This is a genomic window from Clostridium chromiireducens (assembly GCF_002029255.1).
Classification (GTDB): Bacteria; Bacillota; Clostridia; order Clostridiales; family Clostridiaceae; genus Clostridium; species Clostridium chromiireducens.
The window spans coordinates 1-23,578 of record NZ_MZGT01000033.1; the positions used below are offsets into that span (position 1 = coordinate 1).

Genomic DNA, 23,578 nt, shown 5'->3' on the forward strand with positions numbered 1-23,578 from the left:
CAATAAATATATTTATATAGTTTATTATTGATTACTTATAATATAGGAGTGATATTAATGGAGAAAATAGCAAGTTTTACAATTAACCACCTTGAATTACTTCCTGGTGTATACGTATCAAGACAAGATAAGTTTGGTGACACAGTTCTTACAACTTTTGATATAAGAATGACTAGACCTAATTATGAGCCAACTATGAATACTGCAGAAATGCATGCAATTGAGCATTTAGCTGCTACATTCTTAAGAAACCATAAAGATTATGCAGATAAAACTGTTTACTTTGGACCAATGGGATGTAGGACAGGCTTTTATTTAATCTTACACGGTGATTACAAATCTAAGGATATAGTTCCACTTCTTACAGAACTATATAAGTTTATGGCTGAGTTTGAAGGAGATATTCCTGGTGCTTCAGCTAAAGATTGTGGTAACTATTTGGATATGAATCTACCAATGGCTAAATATTTGGCAAACAAGTTCCTAAGCGATGTTTTATTAAACATAAAAGAAGAAAATTTAATTTATCCAGCTAACTAAATATAAATAAACCTTATTAATCTTTTTATTAAGGTTATATTAAAATAGGATACCACCATGTGGTATCCTATTTTTTATTTTAAAGCTAACTTTGGAAGCGTAGTTGCCCCATGAGGCATAAGATTAATTGTAAGATTCTTATTCTGATTTTTATAGGCAATTTCAAGTGCCTCCTCCAATGTTTTAGTCACAATGATTTTTGTGTTTTTAAGCAAATCAGGATCAATTTCTGAAACTAAAATCAACTTATATTTTTCTCCTGTCTCACAAAAGAAATACCCAACATATTTCGATATAGTATAATTTTCTCTAAGATCTTTTTCTCTGTCCAGCATATTATCAAAATTTAGTATCATGTCATTAATATCTTTAATCTCTCCAATACCTTCACTACACTCAGCAAGTACTATGATAGTCCCCCCATCAACTACTGCCTCTTTTGCATTTATTAAAGTTTTTATGGATTGATAAAGATTTATATCCTTGGGTGATCCTCCTGCACTTGCAATAACTATATCTGATTTCTTCTCTATATTAACACCATCAATACTGTCTACTAACTTTCTTCCCGCTTCATGAGCTGTTATATAATCTCCTGAAACTGCACCAGCTATATTACCATCTGGTCCCATTATTACATTAAACATGAAAGTGGGTTTTACCATAGCAGCAGCCTGCATCATATCGTCATGTATAGGATTTTCCACAATATTTCCTGAGCATACACTCTCTCTTGTGCCACTTCCAAGACCTTCCTTTAGAGAAAGAGAATGATTTAAAGATATTGTTTTGAATGAAGCAATACCTGGAAGTATGGACTTTTTCCCTCCAGACCAACCAACAAGGAAGTGATAAATAATAGCTCCTGTAATAACTACATGATCACATTCAACAGCCTTTTTGTTTATTATAACTGGAGTTCCATAGGTTGTATCCCCTAGATATACCATACTATCTTCATCAAAACTATCATGATCATGAACTTCAAACCTTTTTGACAGTTCTTCCCCTAGAAGTATTTTATGTTCTTCCCCTGTTTGTTTTCTGTGAGTCCCCTGAGCACATAGGAATATAATCTCTTCATCCCTAACTCCGCCTTCATTCAGTTCCTCTACAATTTTATATAAAAATTTATGAGGCTTTTGCCAGCTTCTTGTAATGTCTGAAATTACTATACAAACTGTTTCACCTTCATTCACTATATCCTTGAGTCTCTCACTACCAATAGGATTATATAGTGCTTCTGAAATAATTTCATCTTCCGTTTTATCCTGTCTAAAAACATTACTTTCAATTATTTCAAGAAGATTTTTTTCTTCAAAATAAGCTTTCATTGTACCTTGTCCATATTTCATATTGATTTCTTTCATTAATATAGCCCCCCAATATTAAATTATCAATATTTTCGAACTTATATTGATAATCCTTCAAAGTTTTCCATTTATTTTTAATATAGTACAATTTTTAACTGTAGTCAACTAATACTATTCATATAATGCTTTTAACCATTTTAATGGTTTTTGAATTTCTTTATATAGGTCCTTCTGCCTTATATTCTGAATTATCTTTTCCCATATAAAAACTAAATTTCACCTTAAAATATTCAATAACCCGTAAATCAATATAAACATAGGATTTATTTAGTTGAATTTTTATTCTATAAATACAAAAAAGCTGTAAATTTAACACTTTAAATTCACAGCTTTCAATAACATGATTTTTTAATAATTCAATAAACTTTTCACAAATAGGATTGTTCCGCTTATTATAAGTAATGCAATTACTACTTTTTTCACTGTATCTTCTTTCATCCCTGAATCAACCTTAACTCCAACAATCATTCCTATAATTACTGCTGGTGAAAGGATTAGCGTTGTAATAAATATTTCTTTATTTAATATGCCGGTAAACAAGTATAGAAAGAATCTAAACACATTATCCACTAAGAAAATACAGCAAATATTTCCTCGAAATTGTCCTTTGTTATCTGAATACCTGCTAATATATGCAACTAAAAGTGCACCAATACCATAAAGCCCTGCTAAAATCCCTGAAGTTATTCCTATAGCAGTAAGAAAAACGGGATTAGTTTTCTTATTAGTATCTTGCACTTGCTTTCTTGTCAACATTTCTAATGCCATCCCCACTACTACAATCCCTAATATTGATTTCAGTAGTCTGTCATTTCCTACCTTTAATAAAAGGGTACCTGGGATTATACCAGCCAATAACATAAGTGATAATGGAACGACAACCTTAAGAGAAACATTTTCTCTCTCTCTCCAAACTATATAAATATTTGTTGGTATACTAAAAATCAAATCAATAGGTGTGGTTAACCTATTTGGCACCATAAACGAAAACAGTGATCCCATGACAAGTGTGTTTCCAAATCCAGTTATAGCTTTTATAAAATAAGCTAGTACTGTTGAAATAAAAAGAAATAAGTTCTGCATTTTCTACCCCCATCTGGTGCAACAATCTTTCTAATTTTTGCTGTAATTGTGCACTTAAGCCCAATTAATATTGTATATTTTATCTCTCCATAAATAAAGTAGAAAATTTACTTTTATTATTCAACGCGTTTATTTTTGAAGTAAAACTCTTTATCACGTTGGTTTATTTCTCTTAATACACGACAAGGATTTCCTACAGCAACTACATTTTCAGGAATATCATGAGTAACAACACTTCCTGCACCTATAACTGAGTTGTCTCCTATGGTAACACCAGGTAAAATAACTGCATTAGAACCTATCCATACGTTATTACCGATTTTCACCGGAATTGAAAATTGAGTACCTGGCTTACGAAGATCAGGATCTATCGGATGTCCAGTAGGTGTGATTGTTACATTAGGTGCTATCATAACATGCTCGCCTATATATACATCAATATCATCTACAATTACAAGATTAAAATTAGCATAAAAATGGTTTCCAACATGAACATTTTTACCATATGCCATATTCACTGGGGGTTCTATCCAAATATCATCACCCATATGTCCCAACAACTCCTTCAAAAGTTCTTTTCTTTTAATTTTCTCACTAGGACGTGTATGATTATAATCATATAATAATTCTTTGCACTTTTCACGTTCCTCATCAAGACCTTCTCCTATATCAACATACAGCATACCGTTTTTCATTTTTTCTCTAATTGTCATATTAACCTCCCCAATTTACATTCTATTTTTTAACCTCTTGTTTCATCTTTAAAAATGATTCTTAGTCAGGTTTTCTAATATTTTTATAATTGTTATCTATAATTTCTATTCCTTCAAATCTAACCTTGCATCCATCTCCAATTGGTGATTGTGCTGAAAAACCAACTTTAACTTCTTTATTCATATCAAGTTTAAATATTCTTACAAGTACCCATTTTTCTTTATCTCTTGAATAGTGTAATGCAAAATTGTTACCTTTCCTAATCACCTGCATCCAGATTTCACTTTCATCTATTTTTTCTCCGTTACTATCATCTGAAACACCATTGGTTACTACTGAAACCATAGACGGATGGCCTGAGTCTGCATTCTCAAATGCAAACTTTATCCACTTATCTATATTCTCAAATATTACTATACAGCCTAAATCATATGTTTCTTTAAACTCCGGAGCAATCTTACATCTTATAACAAAGTCTCCTTCAAATAAAGTATGATAAAAAGGAAAATTAGAGTATCTAGAATCGCTGCACATATCATTAAAGAGATCGGTTTTTTTACCCGCTTCCATAGTAATATTATTACCATTACAATGGTAACTTACTGGATTATTAATCATTTGAAAATTCATTTTTTACCCCTCCCTATTTTTTATTAATAATATATAATTCATAATCATTATAAATTTGCTATCATGTATAAGTTATATTAGGTTTTATAACTAACGCATTATTATATTTTTATAGAAAATTTTCTATTTCCTTTACTGACCAGATAATATACATGCTTCTTATAAAAAAACCTTATTCTGCTGTGGCACTTTTATGCGAAAATATTCTGAAGAATACATATTTTAATATTCTTCAGAATATAGGATATTTATATCTATATGTGTATACTTTATATATTGTTAATCGAAAAACTATATTCTAAATCTTTACTAGAATCGATACAGAACTCAGGCAATACTGGAGCACCCCAGCTGTCGTCTCCACCAACACCCATTTGCTTTCCTATTATATTTACGTGAGTAAAATTAACAGGTGGTAATTCTTCTATATGAAGTGCATTTTCTAATTCCATATTGCTATATGGTAATACACTGAATTCAAATGGAACTTTGTCATAAGTAAATTTAAGGCCTTCGTTCTTTTCATTTTTAACTATTACCCATCTAGTTCCTGTTCTATTACCACATTCTTGTGGAACTAAATATCTTGATAAATTTCCTATTGGTGTGCTTTCATATGTTCCAAGCTTTGCTCCCTCACATCTATCAATATAATTTTCTTCTGCTCCCATTCCATACCAACTAAATGAATTAAATTCAGCTAGTAATTTAAAGTTCATCCCTAATACAGGAAGTTCTGGCAACCCATTAACTCCTTTATACTTGACATTTACCCTAATTGTTCCATCTCCTTTTACTTCATAAGCAGTCTTAACATAAGTAGATGGAACTGTTGGCAATTGATAGGTATAATATAAGATGATATTATTATCAAATTCATCAATTGAGAAATCTATATACTTCTGTCCTATTGTAGCAGCTAACCACTGGCTGCATCTAAATTCATGTTTGTTTCCTCTATCATTATCTGTAGTTGCTCTCCAATAGAAAGTTTTTGGTACTCTTGTTATAAACTCTTTGTTATTATATCTTAAGGATACAATTCCACCTTCTTGTTTAGAGAATATAAATTTGAAGTCTTTCCCATGAACCCCAATGTTAACATCACCATGAATAACTTTAATAATAGAATCTTGTATAGATTGTTTATTACTCTCTTCTCTCTCTTTAATAACTTTTTGTCCAGATGCAACCTCATGTCCTTTATCTGCCCAAAGTGTAGCTTTTGTTAATCTTAATGAAACAGTAAGAACAACTTCCTCAGAACAACTATAATCTCCAACTGGAAGTTCTATATATTTTTCCTCTCCAGCTGCTACAGACACATTAATTCTGCCTTCTTGAAGTAATTTACCTTCTTTTTCAACTACATAATATAAATCAAATTTATCTATATTAACAAAAAGATTTTGATTCTTAATAGTTACACCCTTTGAATCTGGATTCAATTTTACATTTTGATATAAGTACTTAACTTCTTGGGCTTTAGGTGATATAGTCCTATCTGCATAAATTAATCCATTTCCAGAGAAATTATAATCTGTTGGACGGTCTGTAAAATCTCCGCCATAAGCTAAAACCTCTTTTCCGTTTGGAAGTTTTCTATATAATGCTTGATCGCCGTAGTCCCAGATAAATCCGCCTTGATACATTGAATATTTATCTTCAAGCTCTGTATATTTCATCAATCCACCAGTAGAGTTACCCATCGAATGCATATATTCACAGTTAATAAAAGGCTTCTTTGGATCATTAGTTAAATATTCTTCTATGTCAGCTGCTTTTGCATACATTCTACTTTCCATATCGCTTGTTTTTCCGTATTCTCTGTTCCATGTTACACCTTCATAATGAACTAAACGAGATGGATCTTTTATTCTAAAGTATTCTGACATTTGGAATATATCATCACCTGCATAAGACTCATTCCCACATGACCAAATAAGGACAGATGGATGATTTTTATCACGCTCTACCATTGAAGAAGCACGATCTAAAATTGCTGCCTGCCACTGGGGAAGACTTCCTGGAACATTCCATGATGGCTCACATTGCCCCATCTTTTGCCATGAACCGTGACTTTCTAAATTGGCTTCATCTATTAAGTAAATACCATATTCATCGCATAGCCTGTACCATAAGCTTTGATTTGGATAATGCGATGTTCTTACAGCATTAATATTATGTTGTTTTAAGAATTTAATATCCCACAACATATCCTCTTTTGTAATAGAACGTCCGCGCTTTGCACTAAATTCATGACGATTTACGCCCTTAAATACAATTCTCTTTCCATTTAGACACATGATTTTATCTTTCATTTCAAAATGTCTGAAACCTATTCTCTGAGTCACAACCTCAACTAAAGTACCATCTTTTTTATTTACTAAAATATAAAGTGTGTATAAGTTAGGCTCTTCAGCGCTCCATAAACTTATATTCTGCACATCTAAAGATAAAGTCAACTCATTAGAGAACGGAACTTTTTCAGATATAGCTATTTTATTTCCTTCTTTATCTTCTACGTATGTTTCAATAGTAGTTTCAGAATTACCACTCATTTTAAGCTCAGTATTTAATTTTGCATTTTTAAAGTCATCGTATAAATCTGTTTTTACAAATATATCATTAACATGAGTCTCTGGAATTGCATATAAGTATACATCTCTAAAGATACCTGAAAATCTCCAAAAATCTTGATCCTCAATCCAGCTTGCACTACTCCTTTTATAGACTTCAACTGCAAGTCTATTTTCTCCATCTCTTAAATAATCAGTAATATCGAATTCCGATGGTGTAAAGGTATCTTCACTAAACCCTACAAACTCTCCATTGACCCATACATAAAATGCTGTTTCTACACCTTGAAAAGAAATAAAAGTCTGCTTATTTTTAAGTTCCTTTTTTACCTCGAAAAATGTTACATAACTTCCAACTGGATTGTATGTTTTAGAAATATGAGGAGGTCTTAATTCATCATGACCTTCCCAAGGATACATTGTATTAATATATTGGCATTTATCATATCCTTGAAGTTGAATATGTCCTGGGACTTCAATATAATCAAAACCATTTACGTCAAAATCATCTTTATAAAAATCCTTAATTCTTAATGATGGATTTTCACTATATGAAATTCTCCATTTTCCATTTAAATTTTGCTTAAGAGGCATGCTATCCTCTGATTTAATGTCCTCCATTTTTTCATAGAACCAATGATCTGAATGAGCATCTATTCTATTTACTCTAAATATTTCTGGATTTTCTAACCAATCCAATGATGGTTTAATATTATTCATCATATTCCCTCACTTCCATTATTATATATGATTAATTTTATTTAGTTTTGATTTAATCCTTTTGGCTAAGTGCATATTTTAATAACACTGCTTTTAGCCAATGTCTTGTATAAAAATTAAAATATAAAGATTACGGGGCGTGTTAATAGACCACCATGTTATGTAACCTTTTACACAAGTATCTAAAAGCATACTATTTATAAATTCAACTTTCGCTTCAAAGTAAATACTCTAATTATATTCTATTCTCGTTTTACTAAAAAATCAATATCATTTTACTAAAGTTTACTAAAGCTTTTTTAGCTAAATATTGAAAACCCATCATTGATAAGATATAATCAATGATGGGTAATAATTATTTAATATAATGCTAGAATAGGGGTGCTGATTATTGAACGAATATATTAAAATCTTGGTTGTCGATGATGAATTTATCATGAGACAAGGTATAACTCATATGATTGATTGGGAAAAAGAAGGTTTTCAAATTATAGGCCAGGCTTCTAATGGTCAAGAAGCACTTGAAATGATTAAAAAAAATATACCAGATATTATAATCTCTGATGTTGTAATGCCTCAAATAAATGGAATTGAATTAACTGAGACTATACAAGCTAAATATCCTCAAATAAAAATTATCATTTTAAGCGGCTACAGTGATTTTGAATATGTAAAGTCATCATTTCAAAATGGTGCTGTTGATTATATTTTAAAGCCAACCTTAAATCCGGCTGAGATATTAAAAACGCTAAAAAATATTTCAAGTAAATTAAAAAATAATACATTAGCTAAAAATAGTTCTACAAACACAAACAGTACGTTAACTAGACTTATCCTTGGCTTTGATGCCAATATTGACTTTGATTATCTAAATAGTTTATTTGTTTATGAAAACTTTTGTCTCTTTGGTTTAAATGCTAAAAAAATATATAATAATTTTGACAAGCGCCAAGAAATAATTAATCTTACTAATTCTGAAATATGTAATGAATTTCCTTTGGATGAAACAAATAAAGACTACAGCATTCAAATAGCTAATATTGAAAACGAAATCATGGTATTAGTTATAAATTTTGATAACAAAAGTTACAGTACGATACTGAACAAGTTAAAAAATATTTCAGAAGTTGTTTCTAATAGTTTTAATGAGGCTTTTTTTGTCTTAAGCAAGACTTTTGATTCTATTGACAATATAAAAAACATATATGAAAAAGACTTTTCATTATTAACACAGCAATATTTTTATAATAAGAATAACTGTCTATTATGTTCTACAGATTATAAATCTCCTCCTTTAATAGATAGCTTTAACTTTAAACGTTTTTCTGAAGCAGTTTCATTAACGCAATACCAAAATGCTTTTGATATGCTTACACGGTATATTGAGAATGCAATAAGTAGAAAGGCTCTTACTGAATTTGAACTAAAAACTTTAATTCAAAATTCTTTCTACAACATAATTGCATCTTTAGAATATTTAAATTTCGATATCAATGCACTAGCCTCTTTAAAACAGGATTGCTTCCATAAAATAGATGGTATTAAATATGCTGAAGATTTAATGATAACTTACAGCTCTCTGCTAGAGTGTCTTGATGAAATAATAAATAAGCACGAAAGTAAAATAAATTCGCATATGATTAATAAAATCGTTCAGTATATTCATGAACATTATGATGAACAACTTACTTTAGCTGATGTATCAAAATTATTTAACTTTAATTATTCATATTTGTCGGCTTACTTTAGTTCTCATAATGAAGAAGGATTTAATGAATTTCTCAATAAAATTAGAATACAAAAAGCTTGTGAATTCTTGAAACAAGATATCTCAATCTCTGATATTAGCAGCATGGTTGGATATTCTGATCATAGTTATTTTTGTAAGGTGTTCAAGAAGTTCACAGGTCTTACTCCAAGTAATTTTAGAAAAAGCGGGATTAAACTGTTTGACTAAGAAAGGATAATATATAATGTTCAAATATTCAAAATCTATTCACTCTACTAGTTTGTTCTTCAGAGTTGCATCAGTCGTCCTTGTAAGTGTTATTTTAGTTTCTATTTCTATAGGTATTATAACTATCAAAATCTCTAAAGATACTCTTGTTGATACATTCAGTAAATCAAACTACAAGGTTTTAACACAAATCACAAACAACTTAAACACTTTAAATGATAATATAATAAATATTATGAATGCAATTGATTATATTCCAGATTTTCAAAGGTATTTATCAGAAAAGGAACTAAATCCTCAGCAGGAATTCAAAACTTTATATAATATGCAAACAGGTTTAAAAAAAATGATTCCTGAAAAAGATTTTTATGATATCACAGTGCTAGCTATAGGATTTAACGGCAGTACCTATGTAGCAAGTGATTACGATCATATTCTCCCAGTTTCAGATGAAATCTTAAATAGTGATTTTACTAAAAATGCACTAGCTAATAAAAATACTGTTTTATATCAATACTTAGACCATGGTTTTACAAAACTAACACAGCATTCTAGCACAATTGTAACTATAAAAGTTTTATGTGATAAACTTACAAAAGAGCCCTATGGACTTGTTTACGTGCTTATTAACGAAAATGCTTTGCATAAATACTATGATTATTTTGTAGGTAATGGTAATAGCATTACTATTATGTCCAGTGATGGTACTATTGTTTCCTCTAACAACACCAATAAGGTAGGAACAAAAAATACAGATTTATATAATATATCAAATGTTATTTTAGATAACAATCTTAAATATGTTAATACAAAATTAAATTCATCTGACGTAGCAATATTATCAAAACATTTACCCACATATAATTTTAATATTGTAGGTACAATTGATAAGAATATAGTTTTAAATGAAATATATGACTCCACTGAAATCATTGTAGCAAGCATAACAATCGCATTAGTATTTCTCATTATAACATTCTTTATAATAAGGAGAACAACAAAACCAATTTCAGCTCTTGCTAAAACTATGCCTAAAATAATTTATGGTGATTTCAACAATCATCTTCCCATTGTTGGAAGCTATGAGGCCCGTGAATTATCAGCTGCATTTAACTATATGTTAGATGGTTTAAATAAGTATGTTCGTGAACAAATAAAAATGCAAAAAGAAAAGAGGAAAGCCGAAATACATGCTTTGCAAATGCAGATTAACCCGCATTTCATATACAATACTCTAGCCTCAATTAAGTGGCTTATGTGGCAGGGAAGCATCGAAAAATCCACTCAAACTATTGATGCTTTTATCTCTCTACTTCGTAATACTATAAGTAATAAAAATGAAATGATAACAATTCAGGAAGAGCTTGAAAACTTAAAGAATTATGTTTTAATTAATCATACGCGCTATGGAGATAATATTAATGTTCATTTTTTCATAATGCCGAATTGTGAAGAATATATTATTCCAAAATTAATTCTACAACCTTTTATTGAAAATGCATTTTTCCATGGATTTACCGATAAAACAAATGGATCTATACACGTTTTTGTAAATGAACAAAATCAAAACTTGATTTGCGAGATTATAGATAACGGAGTCGGAATGACTAATGAAGAAGTAAAAAATATATTAAGAAAATCCGCAGAAAAATATGAACATTTTACAAGCATTGGTATTCAAAATGTTAACGATAGAATTAAGCTCTTATATGGAGATGAATATGGAGTTATAATTATTAGTGAATTAAATAAAGGAACTACTGTAAGAGTAGTCATACCTGCTCAAAAAGAATTTGTAGAATATTAACACATACGAAAATTAGTCTTATTCCCCAATAAATTGAAATAAGGAGTACGTTTTTTGAAGCGTTTCGAAGAAAACGCAATAAAACATGCTCCTTATTATTAGTTATGTTTCGAACTTAAGCCTCGATAACTTCATACTAAGAGATTTAGATTTTTAACCTATTAATCGATTTATCCAGTTCAATTGAAACTTCTTCGCATTGAATCGAATTTTTCACTATATGTTGTGACTTGTCCGATAGTATGCTAATTTTATTTGCAATACTTATTGCTTCATTAGCACCATTAGATGAGGCAATGCCAACATTATTTATAGCTGATACAATATCTTTAGTTGCCAATAATAATTGTTTAGCTGACTCTTCAATTTCTTTTGATACTGAACTATAATAATTTGCATCACTGCTATAAAAATTACTCATTTCATAAAATTGTTTATAATTTTCTATAATTGTTTCATCAATAAATTTTAATATGTCATTAGATGTATTAACTAAGTAATCTACAGCCTGAATTACATGAGCAATTATACCTTTTATCCTTTCTGTTGTAACATCCGATTCCTCTGCTAGTTTTTTAATTTCTGCTGCTACGACCGAGAATCCTTTGCCTGCTTCTCCCGCTCTGCTGGCTTCAATAGCTGCATTTAAAGAAAGAAGGTTGGTTTGACTAGTTATATTTGATATGGCATCAAGTAAATTGCTTATTTCATTAACTTTACCTGACTCAGCTATAGCCTTTTTTAATTTGTTACTGTTATTACTACATAGTCTAACAGTTTCATTTTTTAAATTTATAGAATTATTTTTAAAGTTATCAGCTCTTTCCCTAATTTCTTCTGAATGTATTGATGCTTTTTGTGTTGTATCAGTAATTTTTTCAACAGAACTTTCCATTTCATTAGTTGTTGAACTTATTTCTTCTGTTGAAGCAGCTGTTTCCTCTAATCCTGCAACGATTTGTTCTGTAGCAATATTTACTTCTTCAACAACCACTTTCAATTCATTAACTGTTTCTGACAATTCCTTACTAGTATTAGATGTAGAACTTACCTGTTCTTCTACATTTTTAAGTATAGATTTTATATTCTCTTGCATAAGTTTTAAGTTTTTAAACATGCTACCGGACTCATCTTTTGTCTTTAAAAACCTCTCATCTATATTACTTGTGAAATCTCCACCTGAAATCAACAGTAAATGATCGTTAAATTTCTTAATTGACTTAACAATTATCGATCCAATCTTACTAAATATAATAACCCCAATAATAGTAAGTATTAACATAATTATGGCTATGACAGAAATTATATTAAATATGTATTTTGAAATATTACTATAATCTATTCCCACAGCCCACATCCCTATTACCTTATCAAAACTATCTTTAATAGGAGTATACTGACATAGTGTTTCTTTTCCTAAAACATTCGTTTTCCCAATATATGTTTTTCCTTGTTTTAATACTAATTCTACTACTTCATCAGGCGCTTTTGTTCCTATTGCTCTATTTCCACTTTCATCTACAGCATTTGTAGCAACTCTTGTATCACTTAAAAATATACTGATAATATCAGTACTACTTTCATTTTTTATTGAATCTACTATTTGATTATTATCACTAATTTTCATATCGCCTTTATAAAGTTTTCCATCGGAAACTTTCCATTTTCCTAAATACTTAGTATCTAAAAATATGTATCCTAGTTTACTTGTCGTAGTGACTGTCTTCTCATAATTTGAATAAGCAATCTTATTAATGTTAGTATAAATAACTACAAATGTACTCATGGAAATAATACTTACGATAAGAATAAATGACAGAACCAATTTCCCCTTAATATTCATAATTCTCATTCTCCTATGTTAATATTTTCATTAGCTATATTTTTACTATTTAAAATAATCACTATAAACCTAATAGATTTATAGTGATTTTACTTTTATATACATTACTATATACTTCTTTGTTTTAATATTTTCAATCCATATCTTTTTAATGTGATTTCATTACTCGTTTTTTCACCCGAAATCATATCTACATATTCTTCTTTTCCTAAATTGACTATCTTTTCTTCTTCAGTGAAATTCATAATAAAAGTATAGTTATTATCTTTATTTGAACGCATTTGAGCCGTGACACCTTGTGGTAATTCTGCACTTATAACGCTTCTAATATTTAAATCCTTAATAAGTTTTGAATAGAAATCCATATTAAAATCTGCGTCTGTTCTTGCTGCAATGTAATATGCTTTTCCACTTCCATAATTATTAACTGTTAGTGCAGGCATATCAGCATAGAAATCATTTTTATATACACCTAAAACTTCTGCTGTTTCTGCATGAATTAAATCACAGTAATCTTTAACCACGTAACTTGCTTTTAATCCATCTATTTTTTTGTTCCCAAACTCTATGTGATTTACTTCATTATCATATAGAGAATCTATTTCTTCTGACCAGATTCCAGTAACTTCTCGAAGGGGCCCTGGGAATCCTCCCAAGAAGCAAAGGTCATTTTCATCTACAATTCCACTAAAATAAGTAGTTACAAATGTTCCTCCATTCTTTACAAATTCATTAATTCTTTCCGCTACGTTTGGACGAACCATATAAAGCATGGGTGCAACTACAAGTTTATAATCTGAAATGTCACAGTCCATGTTAATTATATCTACTGATATTCCTTTTTCCCAAAATACTTTATAAGCATCCTGGCAGCTTTCTTCATAATTCTTTTTGTATTTTTTTAGGCCTTGGGCATCATTAATAGCCCATAAATTTTCAACATCAAATATAATTGCTACTTCTGAGTCTTTAATTGAACCTTGAATTTCCTTTATTTTATTTAATGTTTCTCCAACTTCAGTAACTTCTCTAAATACTCTTGTGTTTTCATGACCACAATGATCTACAACAGCACCATGGAATTTTTCTGAAGCTCCTCTTCCTTTTCTCCATTGGAAGTATAGAACAGAATCCGCTCCGTGAGCGACCCCTTGCATTGATGATAATAAATGCATTCCAGGACGCTTCAATTTGTTTGTATCATGCCAATTTACGAGGCTTGGAGTACTTTCCATAATTAAAAAGGGTTGCCCACCCTTTAGTGATCTATATATATCATGTACAAAGCTTACATTTGCAGCTAAGTCTGAAGTACTTTCAAAATCATTATGCCATGCAGGATAGTTATCCCAAGTCGCTACATCAACTTCTTTTGTAAATTTCCAATAATCTAAACCTGTGAATAGTCCCATATGAGGATAGTTCCCCATGAAATTAGCTGTTACAGGTACATCAGGCGTTATTTTTCTTATTGGTGCAATTTCATTTTTATAGAAATCTATTGTTTGATCTGTAACGAATCTCTTCCAATCAAGATTATGCCCATGAACAAATATTTCCCCTCTTTCAGAAGGGCTTTCAATTTGTGACCAGCTATTAAATCTATGACTCCAGAAACCAGTCCACCACGATTCATTTAATTTTTCTAAATCATTATCATATTTTTTCTTTAGCCAATTTCTAAATGCTTCTTGGCAAAGATCACAATGACATTCCCCTCCAAATTCATTAGAAACATGCCACATTATTAAAGCTGAATGGCTCTTATATCTTTCTGCTAATAGCTTATTTATTTCATATGTTTTCTTCCTATATACAGGTGATGTGAAACAATGATTATGCCTTTGTCCATGAAGGTTTTTACTTCTATCACCATTAACTCTTAAAACCTCTGGATATTTCTCTGACATCCATGCAGGTCTAGCACCACTTGGTGTTGATAGGATTACATGAATATTATTTGCTGCCATGTCATCCATAATTTTATCTAACCATTCAAAAGTGTACTTACCTTCTTCTGGTTCTATTGCACTCCAGCCAAATATGTTTATTGATACACAATTACAATTTGCAAGCTTTAAAAGACGTACATCTTCTTTTAGCACTTCCGGATGGTTTAACCATTGATCCGGATTATAATCACCGCCATGTAAAAATCCATTTATCTTACTATTAAGTACTGGAAATTCCTTATTCATAAGCTTTTCCTCCGATTCCTATAAATTCGTATGAGTATATTATTTTATAGATCCAGTCATTCCTGCAACAAAGTGCTTTTGCATTACAAAAAATACTAATGCTGTTGGTAAAGTTGTAATTACTATTGCCATCATAATTAACCCATAATCAGGTGAATAACTTGAAGCTAATTTTGAAATTATAAGAAGAACTGTTTTCTTCTCTGGTGATTGCAATGCAATTAATGGCCATAGGTAAGCATTCCATGCACCCATAAATGTAATAATTGCTGCTGCTGCATATGTTGTTTTCATAGTTGGAAAATATATTTTAAAGAAAATTCCAACTTCCCCTAATCCATCAATTCTTGCTGCTTCTAAAATTTCTTTAGGAAATGATTTAGTATTTTGTCTAAAGAAGAAAATTAAGAATGCGGTACAAACTCCAGGTAAAAGTACAGCCCATAATGTATTTAGACCTAGAAAACTTAATGGTGAATTTTTTAAGGCCGCAAAAAATTTAAATAATGGAATCATTAAAGCTGAAAATGGAATCATCATAGATAAAAGCAAAATGTTAAATAATCTATCTCTAGCTTTTGTTCTAAATATTTCAAATCCATAACCTGTTATAGATGACACAAGAAGTGCAAGTATAGTAGTTATAATTGCAATTTCTGCCGAATTAACTAATGAAGCAGCAAATCCTAATTCTGGCTTAAAAAGATTATTTAAATTTTCTACAAAGCTACTTCCTGGAATTAATTTTCCTCTTGTTACATCAACTGATTTATTAGTAGCACTAATAATCATCCAAAAAAACGGAAATATGGAGACAAACGATGCCACACTTAAAAATATATATTTTACTACTCTATTCATTTTACTAGTCATTCTTATCTCCTCCTATTTTGAATTGAATTACGGCTAATATTACAACCAAAACAACAATAAGATAAGCTACTGCTGTTGCATATCCAAAGTCTGGTGTATATGTGAAGCATAAATCATATATATATTTTGAAATAGTCGTTGTTGCATTTGCCGGACCACCTTTAGTAATATTTACAACTTCATCAAATAGCTGTAGTGTTCCTATTGTTGAAGTAATTGTTGTAAATAAAATGATAGGCTTTAATAGTGGAATTGTTATACTTACAAATTTCTTAAACGGAGATGCTCCATCAATCTCAGCTGCTTCATAAATTGAATGATCAATATTTTGTAAACCAGATAAGTAGAATATCATATTATAGCCAGTCCATCTCCAAGTGATTGCTATAATAATTAATATTTTAGCCCAAAATGGATGTGTAACCCATTCAATTGGTACTGATATAAGGTGAATACCCATAAGCATTTTATTCACTAATCCATCTGAGGCAAATATACTCTTAATAATAACTGAATATCCAACCAAAGATGCTACACAAGGTAAGAAAATTGCTGTTCTAAAAAATCCACTAAATTTTAATTTTCTATCATTAAGAACTGAAGAAATAATAAGTGCTAAAATAATCATTATTGGAACTTGAACTAGTAAAAAGACAAAAGTGTTTCCTACTGCTTTAATTAAAGTTGCATCTGAAAACATTCTTATATAATTGTCTAAACCACTAAATTTTAAATTATTACCTTTACCTGATTGTAATGACATTATTAACGATTGTACCATTGGATAAAATACAAATAATCCTATTAAAAACGTTCCAAATGCTACAAAACTCCATCCCCATATGTTTTCCTTACTATTAATTCCTGCAACGCTTTTACGCTTCATTTTATCAACTCCTTAATATGTATCCGATAGCTAGCATCCGTAACACTCCCCTTTATTCAATTGTGAGATAACGGCTGCACGCTCCTGGACAAGGTACCCCTTGAGGGTATGAGTTCAACTAAAGTTTCACTTTATAAAGACTATTTGCTAAATATTGATTTTTAATTTTAACAAATAGTCCTTATAAAAATTTCTATTTTATTACTTCTTTACTGCTGCTTCTGCTTGTGCTTGTGTATCTTTAAGTGTTGCATCTACGTCAGCTCCAGCAACAATTTTTTGCATTCCTTCAGCCATTACACTTTCTAATTGATAAGTGTATAAACCATAGTTTACAGTTGGAATTTTAGTTGCCCATTTTGAGAAATCTTTAAATACTTCTTGGTTACTAAAGAATTCTTGAGGTTTACTATAATTTTCCATTGAACCTGCTGATTTTAATGTACTTACTAAGCTTATAGCTGGAACTAAGTCATTCATTAATTTATCACTTGATCCAAATGTACTAGCTAAGAAATCTGCTGCTAAATCTGAATTACCAACCTTATCTAAAACATACCAGCTGCTACCACCACTATTTGAAGCGTTAACTGATTTTGAATTTGCACCTAATCTTGGAATAGCTGCTACTGCCCATTTACCTTTTTGATCTTCAGAAGCTTTTATAGAAGAAGCTATCCAACAACCATTTGGAACTGTTGCAACATCACCTTTTTGGAAAGCAGAGATAAATGAATCCCATCCTGAAACTTGTTTTGTAATACCTGCATCAACAAATTGTTTGTATATATTAATAGCATCTTTTAATCCTTGATTATCAGCGATATTAACTGTCTTACCATCATCTTTTACATACCATGAACCTGCTGATTGCATCATAATTCTAAGTTGATTTAAATCACTTGGGTCAATAGTTAGCATTGCTTTACCAGTTTTAGCTTTTACTGCTTTACCAATTTCTATATATTTTTCCCAAGTAAGATCTTGCATATCTGCCTTAGTGTATCCAGCTGCTTCAATTAAATCTGTTCTATAGAATAATCCTGCAACACCACTATCGAATGGTACTCCATAGAATTTGCTGCCTTCTGACATTATGTCTAGCTTATAATCCATAAATTTTGTTTTATCTACTTTTCCACTTAAATCTTTAAGTTCTCCTGGATAAGATTGTAGGTAGTTTTGAATTTTATAATCTTCAATTAAAACGATATTTGGAAGTCCGTCATAAGTTCCTGATGAGAGACTTGTATTTAATTTTTGTACTACGTCATCTTGTGCCATACTAACAACATTTACTGTTACATCTGGATGATCTTTTAAGTACATATCCTTTGCCATATTTGCAGCCTTGATATTGAATGTATCATCCCATGCCCAAATAGTAATTGTTTTATCATCTTTTCCTTTACTTGATGATGCAGAGCTGCTTCCACCACTTGATGATGAACCACATGCCATTAAACTAACTGCCATCATGCCAGTTACAACTGCTGCCATAATTTTTTTAAATTTCATAAATGAATCCCCCTTAAAATAAATTCATACATAAGTAACTTTTCTATTGATATTAGTTATGTATTTGTTTACATTATAGCATCCATACTATAGTAAACGTTATTGCTATCTTGGTATCAATTTGTAATTTTTTTATAATATCATAATTAATATTTGTACTTTTTTTAGTTACTAGTACTTTTTAATACGTTTACATTGTTTTTTATTGTATTTATTTGTGATTTCTTTTAAAAAAACTTCGAGTAAAATGTATAACATTACAATAGATAAGCAAAAATAGTAACCCTTTTCTATAAAAAGGGTTACTATTTAACTAACCTTCAATATAATATACTATTGATTCATATGCTCTTAAAGCTAGCCTTTTATTTAAAGTAGAACTATCTTTATAATTTGAAATTAAAATTCTACTATTTAAATTACTACTTAAATACTCATCTGGCAACTCAATCATTGTTTCCTTACTAAAGAAATTGTTAATTACAATTAATGTTTTGTCACTTAAAGTTCTTACATATGATAATACTTTATCATTTTCTTCAAGAATAAATTTTATCCTTCCATTTGAAATTACATCATAATCTTTTCTTAATTGTATTAATTCTTGATAATGATAAAAGATTGAATCTTTATTTTCTAGTGCATCTTTAGAATTTATTTCTTTATATTTATCACATATAGGAATCCACGGTGTTCCCTTTGTAAATCCAGCATTTTCTTCAGAATTCCATTGCAACGGAGTTCTTGAATTATCCCTAGATTTTTCTCTTAAGATTTCTAATATTTCTTCTTCAGCTTTTCCTTGTTCCTTTAAAATGTTGTAATAATTTATTGACTCAACATCTCTATACTTGTCGATAGAATCAAAGTATGGATTAGTCATCCCGAACTCTTCTCCTTGATAAATATAGGGAGTTCCTCTCATCATATGGATTGTTGTTGCAAGCATTTTTGCACTTTCATTTAAGTATTCCTTGTCATTACCAAACCTAGATACTATTCTTGGCTGATCATGATTGCACCAAAACAACGCATTCCATCCATCTCCCTCTTGAATATCTTCCTGCCAGATTCTAAATAAACCTTTTAACTGCTTAAAATCAAAATCCATGATTGTCCACTTATCACCATTATAATAATCTACTTTTAAATGATGAAAGTTAAATACCATTGATAATTCCTTTTCCTCTGGATTAGAATACCTTATGCAATTTTCAAGGGAAGTTGATGACATTTCCCCAACAGTTATAATATCATCATAATTTCCATATGTGTTTTCATTGAGTTCTCTAAGATACTTATGAATCTTTGGACCATCTGTATAAAATCTTCTTCCATCACCTTCTGAGTCATTCTCGAATTTCTCTGGCTTTGATATTAAATTTATAACATCAAACCTTAGTCCTTTAACACCCTTTTCTAACCAATAGTTGACTATCCCATAAATTTCATTTCTCACTTCTTTATTGTCCCAATTTAAATCAGCTTGCGTTCTATCAAAAAGATGTAGATAATACTCATCAAACTTTTCTACATACTCCCATGCATTGCCGCCAAATTTAGACTGCCAGTTTGTAGGTGGCTCATGGTCTGCTGATTCTTTAAAGATATAAAAATCTTTATATTTCTTTTCACCGCCTAATGCTCTTTTAAACCAATTATGCTCTGTAGATGTATGATTAAGAACCATATCTAACATAATATATATCTCGCGCTTCTTAGCTTCTTGTACTAATCTCTCGAAATCTTCCAATGTTCCAAAGCTTGAATCTATATTATAATAATCAGCAATATCATATCCATTATCTACTTGAGGCGAAGGATAAAAAGGAGTAAGCCATATATAATCTATACCTAAAGTTTTTAGATAATCAAGTTTCTCTATTACTCCGTTTAAATCTCCAATTCCATCACCATTTGTATCATAAAATGATTTAGGGTATATTTGATAGACAGTACTTTTCTTAAAATCCTTCATGATATTATATCCTTTCTTCTCTAGTTAACCGATTTTCTTTTTCCAACTATTACTGTAAGAACAAATGGTACTACTACAGCTACAAGCATTGCAATTGCAAATATCACCATAAATGCTGGTTTAATTGATAAGATACCAGGTAAACCACCAACACCAATTGAATTTGCCATTACTCCACTTCCTACTGATATAATTGCTGCTATTGCTGAACCTGTCATTCCACAGAAGAATGGGAATCCATGTTTTAAATTAACACCGAACATAGCTGGCTCAGTTACTCCAAGATAAGCCGAAATACATGCCGGCACATTAACTTCTTGTGCTTCTTGATTCTTTCTTTGTAAATATATCATAGCTAAAACTGCTGAACCTTGAGCAATATTAGATAAAGCTATCATTGGCCAAAGTGATGTTCCTCCGAATTGAGCCATTAATTGTAGGTCTATCGCATTTGTCATGTGGTGAAGTCCTGTAATAACAAGTGGTGCATAAAGGAATCCAAAAATCGCCGCAAAAATCATTCCAAACGAAGAAGTCAAACCACCATATACTACTTTTGAAATAGCAGAACCAATTGCCCAGCCTATAGGCCCTATTACAATATGTGCAATTAAAACTGCTGGTACTAATGAAAGGAATGGTACTAATATCATTGATACTGAAGCGGGACTTATTTTTCTAACACCTCTTTCAAGGAATACTAATGTGAAACCTGCCATAATTGCTGGGATAACTTGAGCTTGATAACCTATCATTCTTATTTGTGCAAATCCAAAATCCCAGAAAGGAATTTTATCAGGAGTAGCACCTGCTACTGCATAAGCATTTAAAAGTTGTGGTGAAACTAATGTAATACCAAGTACAATACCAAGAATTTGGGTTGTTCCCATTTTCTTTGTAATAGACCATGTTATCCCTACAGGTAAGAAGTGGAATATAGCCTCTCCAATTAGCCATAGGAAACTATTTGTCCCAGCCCAAAATTGAGATACTTCAACTAGTGATTTAGTTCCGCCTTCTAATAATTTCATATCACCAATAATATTTCTAAAACCTAAGATCAAACCTCCAACGATGATAGCCGGAATAAGTGGTGAAAATATTTCTGCTATATTAGCCATAAGTTTTTGTATAAAAGTCATATTGTTTTTAGCAACATCTTTTACTGCGTCTTTACTTACGCCATCTATACCTGAAACTGCTATAAAATCGTTATAAAATACGGATACTTCATTTCCAATAATAACTTGAAATTGTCCTGCTTGTGTAAATGTACCTTTAACACTTTTTAGTTTTTCAATTTCAGCCACACCAGCTTTGCTTGGATCATTTAAAACAAATCTCATTCTTGTAACGCAATGTGTGACTGCTGAAATATTTTCTTTACCACCAACTAACTTTAGTAGTTCTTTTGCATCATTTTGAAATTTCCCCATTAATAAAACCTCCATTGATTTTTTAATTTCTTAATAAATAATTTCGTAGTTTTTATACAGATCTGTTTATTATATTAGTTCAATTGAACAAACACTTAGTCTTTAATATTAATTATATGCTTGTACTATATTTAACATTTAAATGTTTACATTAACATCATAATTCATTCTGAACATATAGTCAATATATTTTTTAAAATTTGTTTAAACAAATTTTAAACATTTCCTTAGAATCTTGTCATATAAACATTTTCCCTTCATATAATATACCTAAAATATGTTTAAACATATTTTTAACTTTTTAATATTTGTTCACTTAAATACTTACATTTTCTCTTTAGGATAATAATATTAACGCATAGGATAAATGTCCTAGTATTTGAATAACTAAAGAAATATAATATCGAGTATAAAATTACATATAAATAACTCTCTTCACCTCACCCTTTCGTTGAGGTTCTCCAAACATATGTAATTTTCATGGCATTTACCGATATTATGTTAACTTATCTAAAAAAATAAAGTATAATATATTCATTAAGGATAATTTAAGGGAGTGTTACTTTTGCCAAACGTAAAATTTAAAGATATATATCACGCATTAAAGGATAATATAGATAATGGTAAATATGATGATTCAATGATGCTTCCTACAGAGATGGAGTTAATTGAAAAGTTTGATTGTAGTAGAAATACCGTAAGAAGAGCTATTAATGAATTAAGTAAGGATGGCTACGTTAAAAGTGTTAAAGGCAAGGGTGTTATTATCCTAGACAGAGATAGCCGAGAATCAATAGAGCTTCCTATTGGTAATTTATTAGGGCTACAGGAACTACACCTAAAAAAGAAATTTACTACTAGCGTTGTAAATTTTTCCAAAATAACTATAGATGAGTCTTTAACTAAAAAAACTGCTTTAAGACAAGATACAGAGGTTTATCATCTTCATAGGATAAGATTTTTCGATAATGAACCAATAATCCTCGATATTAATTATTTTAGTGCAGATGTAGTAAAAGATTTAAACATAGAAATAGCACAAAAGTCTATATATGAATATATAGAGAAAGAACTAAATACAAAAATACTCGCTTCAAAAAAAGTAATTGTAGTTGAACATGCAACAGAACTAGATAAAAGATTTCTAGACCTCGGTACATATGATTGTGTTGCTGTTGTAAAAACATATGCCTACACAGACTCAGGAAAACTTTTCGAATACACTGAATCCCGTCACAGACCCGATAAATTCGTATTCGTTGAATCATCATCTGTAAGAAAAATTGACTAGTTGAACATATACTTAGCCGAAAGAGAAGGTACTCTGTTACTCGGTTGCTATAAAAAATAACTACGGATTTCTAAAAGCAAAAGTTGCACCATAGATGCTTGTTCCTTAGGCAAGCTAATGACAAGCGTCTATGGAACAACTTTTACTTAAGA

Annotated in this window: 16 protein-coding genes; 4 read left to right on the forward strand and 12 right to left on the reverse strand. The window is 30.3% G+C overall.

Features of this window, described 5'->3' with window-relative positions; genetic code table 11:
- The first annotated feature begins 57 nt into the window (after positions 1–57).
- Entirely contained in the window at positions 58–540 is a 483-nt protein-coding gene (locus CLCHR_RS12915) for an S-ribosylhomocysteine lyase (protein ID WP_079440217.1), read from the forward strand.
- A 74-nt stretch (positions 541–614) separates the two neighbouring features.
- On the opposite strand, the gene CLCHR_RS12920 is transcribed toward CLCHR_RS12915, so the two are convergent.
- The 5 genes from CLCHR_RS12920 to lacZ form a co-directional block, all read right to left on the reverse strand.
- Positions 615–1,910 (reverse strand): lactate racemase domain-containing protein, encoded by a 1,296-nt coding sequence (locus tag CLCHR_RS12920; protein WP_079440218.1) that lies wholly within the window; start codon positions 1,908–1,910, stop codon positions 615–617.
- 351 nt (positions 1,911–2,261) lie between these two features.
- Positions 2,262–2,996 carry a sulfite exporter TauE/SafE family protein gene (locus CLCHR_RS12925; RefSeq protein WP_079440219.1) on the reverse strand — a complete coding sequence of 245 codons (735 nt, stop codon included), beginning with the start codon at positions 2,994–2,996 and terminating at the stop codon, positions 2,262–2,264.
- Positions 2,997–3,112: 116 nt separating this feature from the next.
- Positions 3,113–3,709 carry a maltose acetyltransferase domain-containing protein gene (locus CLCHR_RS12930; RefSeq protein ID WP_079440220.1) on the reverse strand — a complete coding sequence of 199 codons (597 nt, stop codon included), beginning with the start codon at positions 3,707–3,709 and terminating at the stop codon, positions 3,113–3,115.
- Positions 3,710–3,770: 61 nt separating this feature from the next.
- Positions 3,771–4,340 carry a DUF1349 domain-containing protein gene (locus tag CLCHR_RS12935; protein WP_079440221.1) on the reverse strand — a complete coding sequence of 190 codons (570 nt, stop codon included), beginning with the start codon at positions 4,338–4,340 and terminating at the stop codon, positions 3,771–3,773.
- Positions 4,341–4,609: 269 nt separating this feature from the next.
- Positions 4,610–7,639 (reverse strand): beta-galactosidase, LacZ type, encoded by a 3,030-nt coding sequence (gene lacZ, locus CLCHR_RS12940; RefSeq protein WP_079440222.1) that lies wholly within the window; start codon positions 7,637–7,639, stop codon positions 4,610–4,612.
- 391 nt (positions 7,640–8,030) lie between these two features.
- On the opposite strand from lacZ, the gene CLCHR_RS12945 reads away from it, so the two are divergent.
- Positions 8,031–9,596, forward strand: coding sequence for a response regulator transcription factor (locus CLCHR_RS12945; RefSeq protein WP_079440223.1), 1,566 nt, complete (start codon positions 8,031–8,033; stop codon positions 9,594–9,596).
- Positions 9,597–9,612: 16 nt separating this feature from the next.
- Positions 9,613–11,403, forward strand: coding sequence for a cache domain-containing sensor histidine kinase (locus tag CLCHR_RS12950; RefSeq protein ID WP_079440224.1), 1,791 nt, complete (start codon positions 9,613–9,615; stop codon positions 11,401–11,403).
- 145 nt (positions 11,404–11,548) lie between these two features.
- Here CLCHR_RS12950 and CLCHR_RS12955 read toward each other — a convergent pair whose 3' ends face one another.
- The 7 genes from CLCHR_RS12955 to treP form a co-directional block, all read right to left on the reverse strand.
- Positions 11,549–13,246: a methyl-accepting chemotaxis protein gene (locus tag CLCHR_RS12955; protein WP_079440225.1), complete on the reverse strand. Its 1,698-nt coding sequence runs from the start codon at positions 13,244–13,246 to the stop codon at positions 11,549–11,551.
- 107 nt (positions 13,247–13,353) lie between these two features.
- Positions 13,354–15,444 (reverse strand): beta-galactosidase, encoded by a 2,091-nt coding sequence (locus CLCHR_RS12960; RefSeq protein ID WP_079440226.1) that lies wholly within the window; start codon positions 15,442–15,444, stop codon positions 13,354–13,356.
- A 39-nt stretch (positions 15,445–15,483) separates the two neighbouring features.
- Positions 15,484–16,317, reverse strand: a complete 834-nt coding sequence (locus CLCHR_RS12965; RefSeq protein WP_079440227.1) for a carbohydrate ABC transporter permease — start codon at positions 16,315–16,317, stop codon at positions 15,484–15,486.
- Positions 16,310–17,203: a carbohydrate ABC transporter permease gene (locus CLCHR_RS12970; protein WP_079440228.1), complete on the reverse strand. Its 894-nt coding sequence runs from the start codon at positions 17,201–17,203 to the stop codon at positions 16,310–16,312. The genes CLCHR_RS12965 and CLCHR_RS12970 overlap by 8 nt, the downstream gene beginning before the upstream one ends.
- 201 nt (positions 17,204–17,404) lie before the next feature.
- A complete protein-coding gene (locus CLCHR_RS12975) occupies positions 17,405–18,721 on the reverse strand; it encodes an ABC transporter substrate-binding protein (RefSeq protein WP_079440229.1) in 1,317 nt (438 codons plus the stop codon).
- Between the two features lie 313 nt (positions 18,722–19,034).
- Entirely contained in the window at positions 19,035–20,699 is a 1,665-nt protein-coding gene (gene treC, locus CLCHR_RS12980; RefSeq protein ID WP_079440230.1) for an alpha,alpha-phosphotrehalase, read from the reverse strand.
- A gap of 20 nt (positions 20,700–20,719) precedes the next feature.
- Positions 20,720–22,135, reverse strand: a complete 1,416-nt coding sequence (gene treP, locus CLCHR_RS12985; protein WP_079440231.1) for a PTS system trehalose-specific EIIBC component — start codon at positions 22,133–22,135, stop codon at positions 20,720–20,722.
- 556 nt (positions 22,136–22,691) lie between these two features.
- On the opposite strand from treP, the gene treR reads away from it, so the two are divergent.
- A complete protein-coding gene (treR, locus tag CLCHR_RS12990) occupies positions 22,692–23,426 on the forward strand; it encodes a trehalose operon repressor (protein WP_242966030.1) in 735 nt (244 codons plus the stop codon).
- Positions 23,427–23,578: the final 152 nt, after the last annotated feature.

Bases quoted from the DNA above. Each gene is read 5' to 3' on its own strand.
- CLCHR_RS12915 (WP_079440217.1), top strand. From the start codon at position 58: ATGGAGAAAATAGCAAGTTTTACAATTAACCACCTTGAATTACTTCCT.
- CLCHR_RS12920 (WP_079440218.1), bottom strand. From the start codon at position 1,910: ATGAAAGAAATCAATATGAAATATGGACAAGGTACAATGAAAGCTTAT.
- CLCHR_RS12925 (WP_079440219.1), bottom strand. From the start codon at position 2,996: ATGCAGAACTTATTTCTTTTTATTTCAACAGTACTAGCTTATTTTATA.
- CLCHR_RS12930 (WP_079440220.1), bottom strand. From the start codon at position 3,709: ATGACAATTAGAGAAAAAATGAAAAACGGTATGCTGTATGTTGATATA.
- CLCHR_RS12935 (WP_079440221.1), bottom strand. From the start codon at position 4,340: ATGAATTTTCAAATGATTAATAATCCAGTAAGTTACCATTGTAATGGT.
- lacZ (WP_079440222.1), bottom strand. From the start codon at position 7,639: ATGAATAATATTAAACCATCATTGGATTGGTTAGAAAATCCAGAAATA.
- CLCHR_RS12950 (WP_079440224.1), top strand. From the start codon at position 9,613: ATGTTCAAATATTCAAAATCTATTCACTCTACTAGTTTGTTCTTCAGA.
- CLCHR_RS12955 (WP_079440225.1), bottom strand. From the start codon at position 13,246: ATGAATATTAAGGGGAAATTGGTTCTGTCATTTATTCTTATCGTAAGT.
- CLCHR_RS12960 (WP_079440226.1), bottom strand. From the start codon at position 15,444: ATGAATAAGGAATTTCCAGTACTTAATAGTAAGATAAATGGATTTTTA.
- CLCHR_RS12965 (WP_079440227.1), bottom strand. From the start codon at position 16,317: ATGACTAGTAAAATGAATAGAGTAGTAAAATATATATTTTTAAGTGTG.
- CLCHR_RS12970 (WP_079440228.1), bottom strand. From the start codon at position 17,203: ATGAAGCGTAAAAGCGTTGCAGGAATTAATAGTAAGGAAAACATATGG.
- CLCHR_RS12975 (WP_079440229.1), bottom strand. From the start codon at position 18,721: ATGAAATTTAAAAAAATTATGGCAGCAGTTGTAACTGGCATGATGGCA.
- treC (WP_079440230.1), bottom strand. From the start codon at position 20,699: ATGAAGGATTTTAAGAAAAGTACTGTCTATCAAATATACCCTAAATCA.
- treP (WP_079440231.1), bottom strand. From the start codon at position 22,135: ATGGGGAAATTTCAAAATGATGCAAAAGAACTACTAAAGTTAGTTGGT.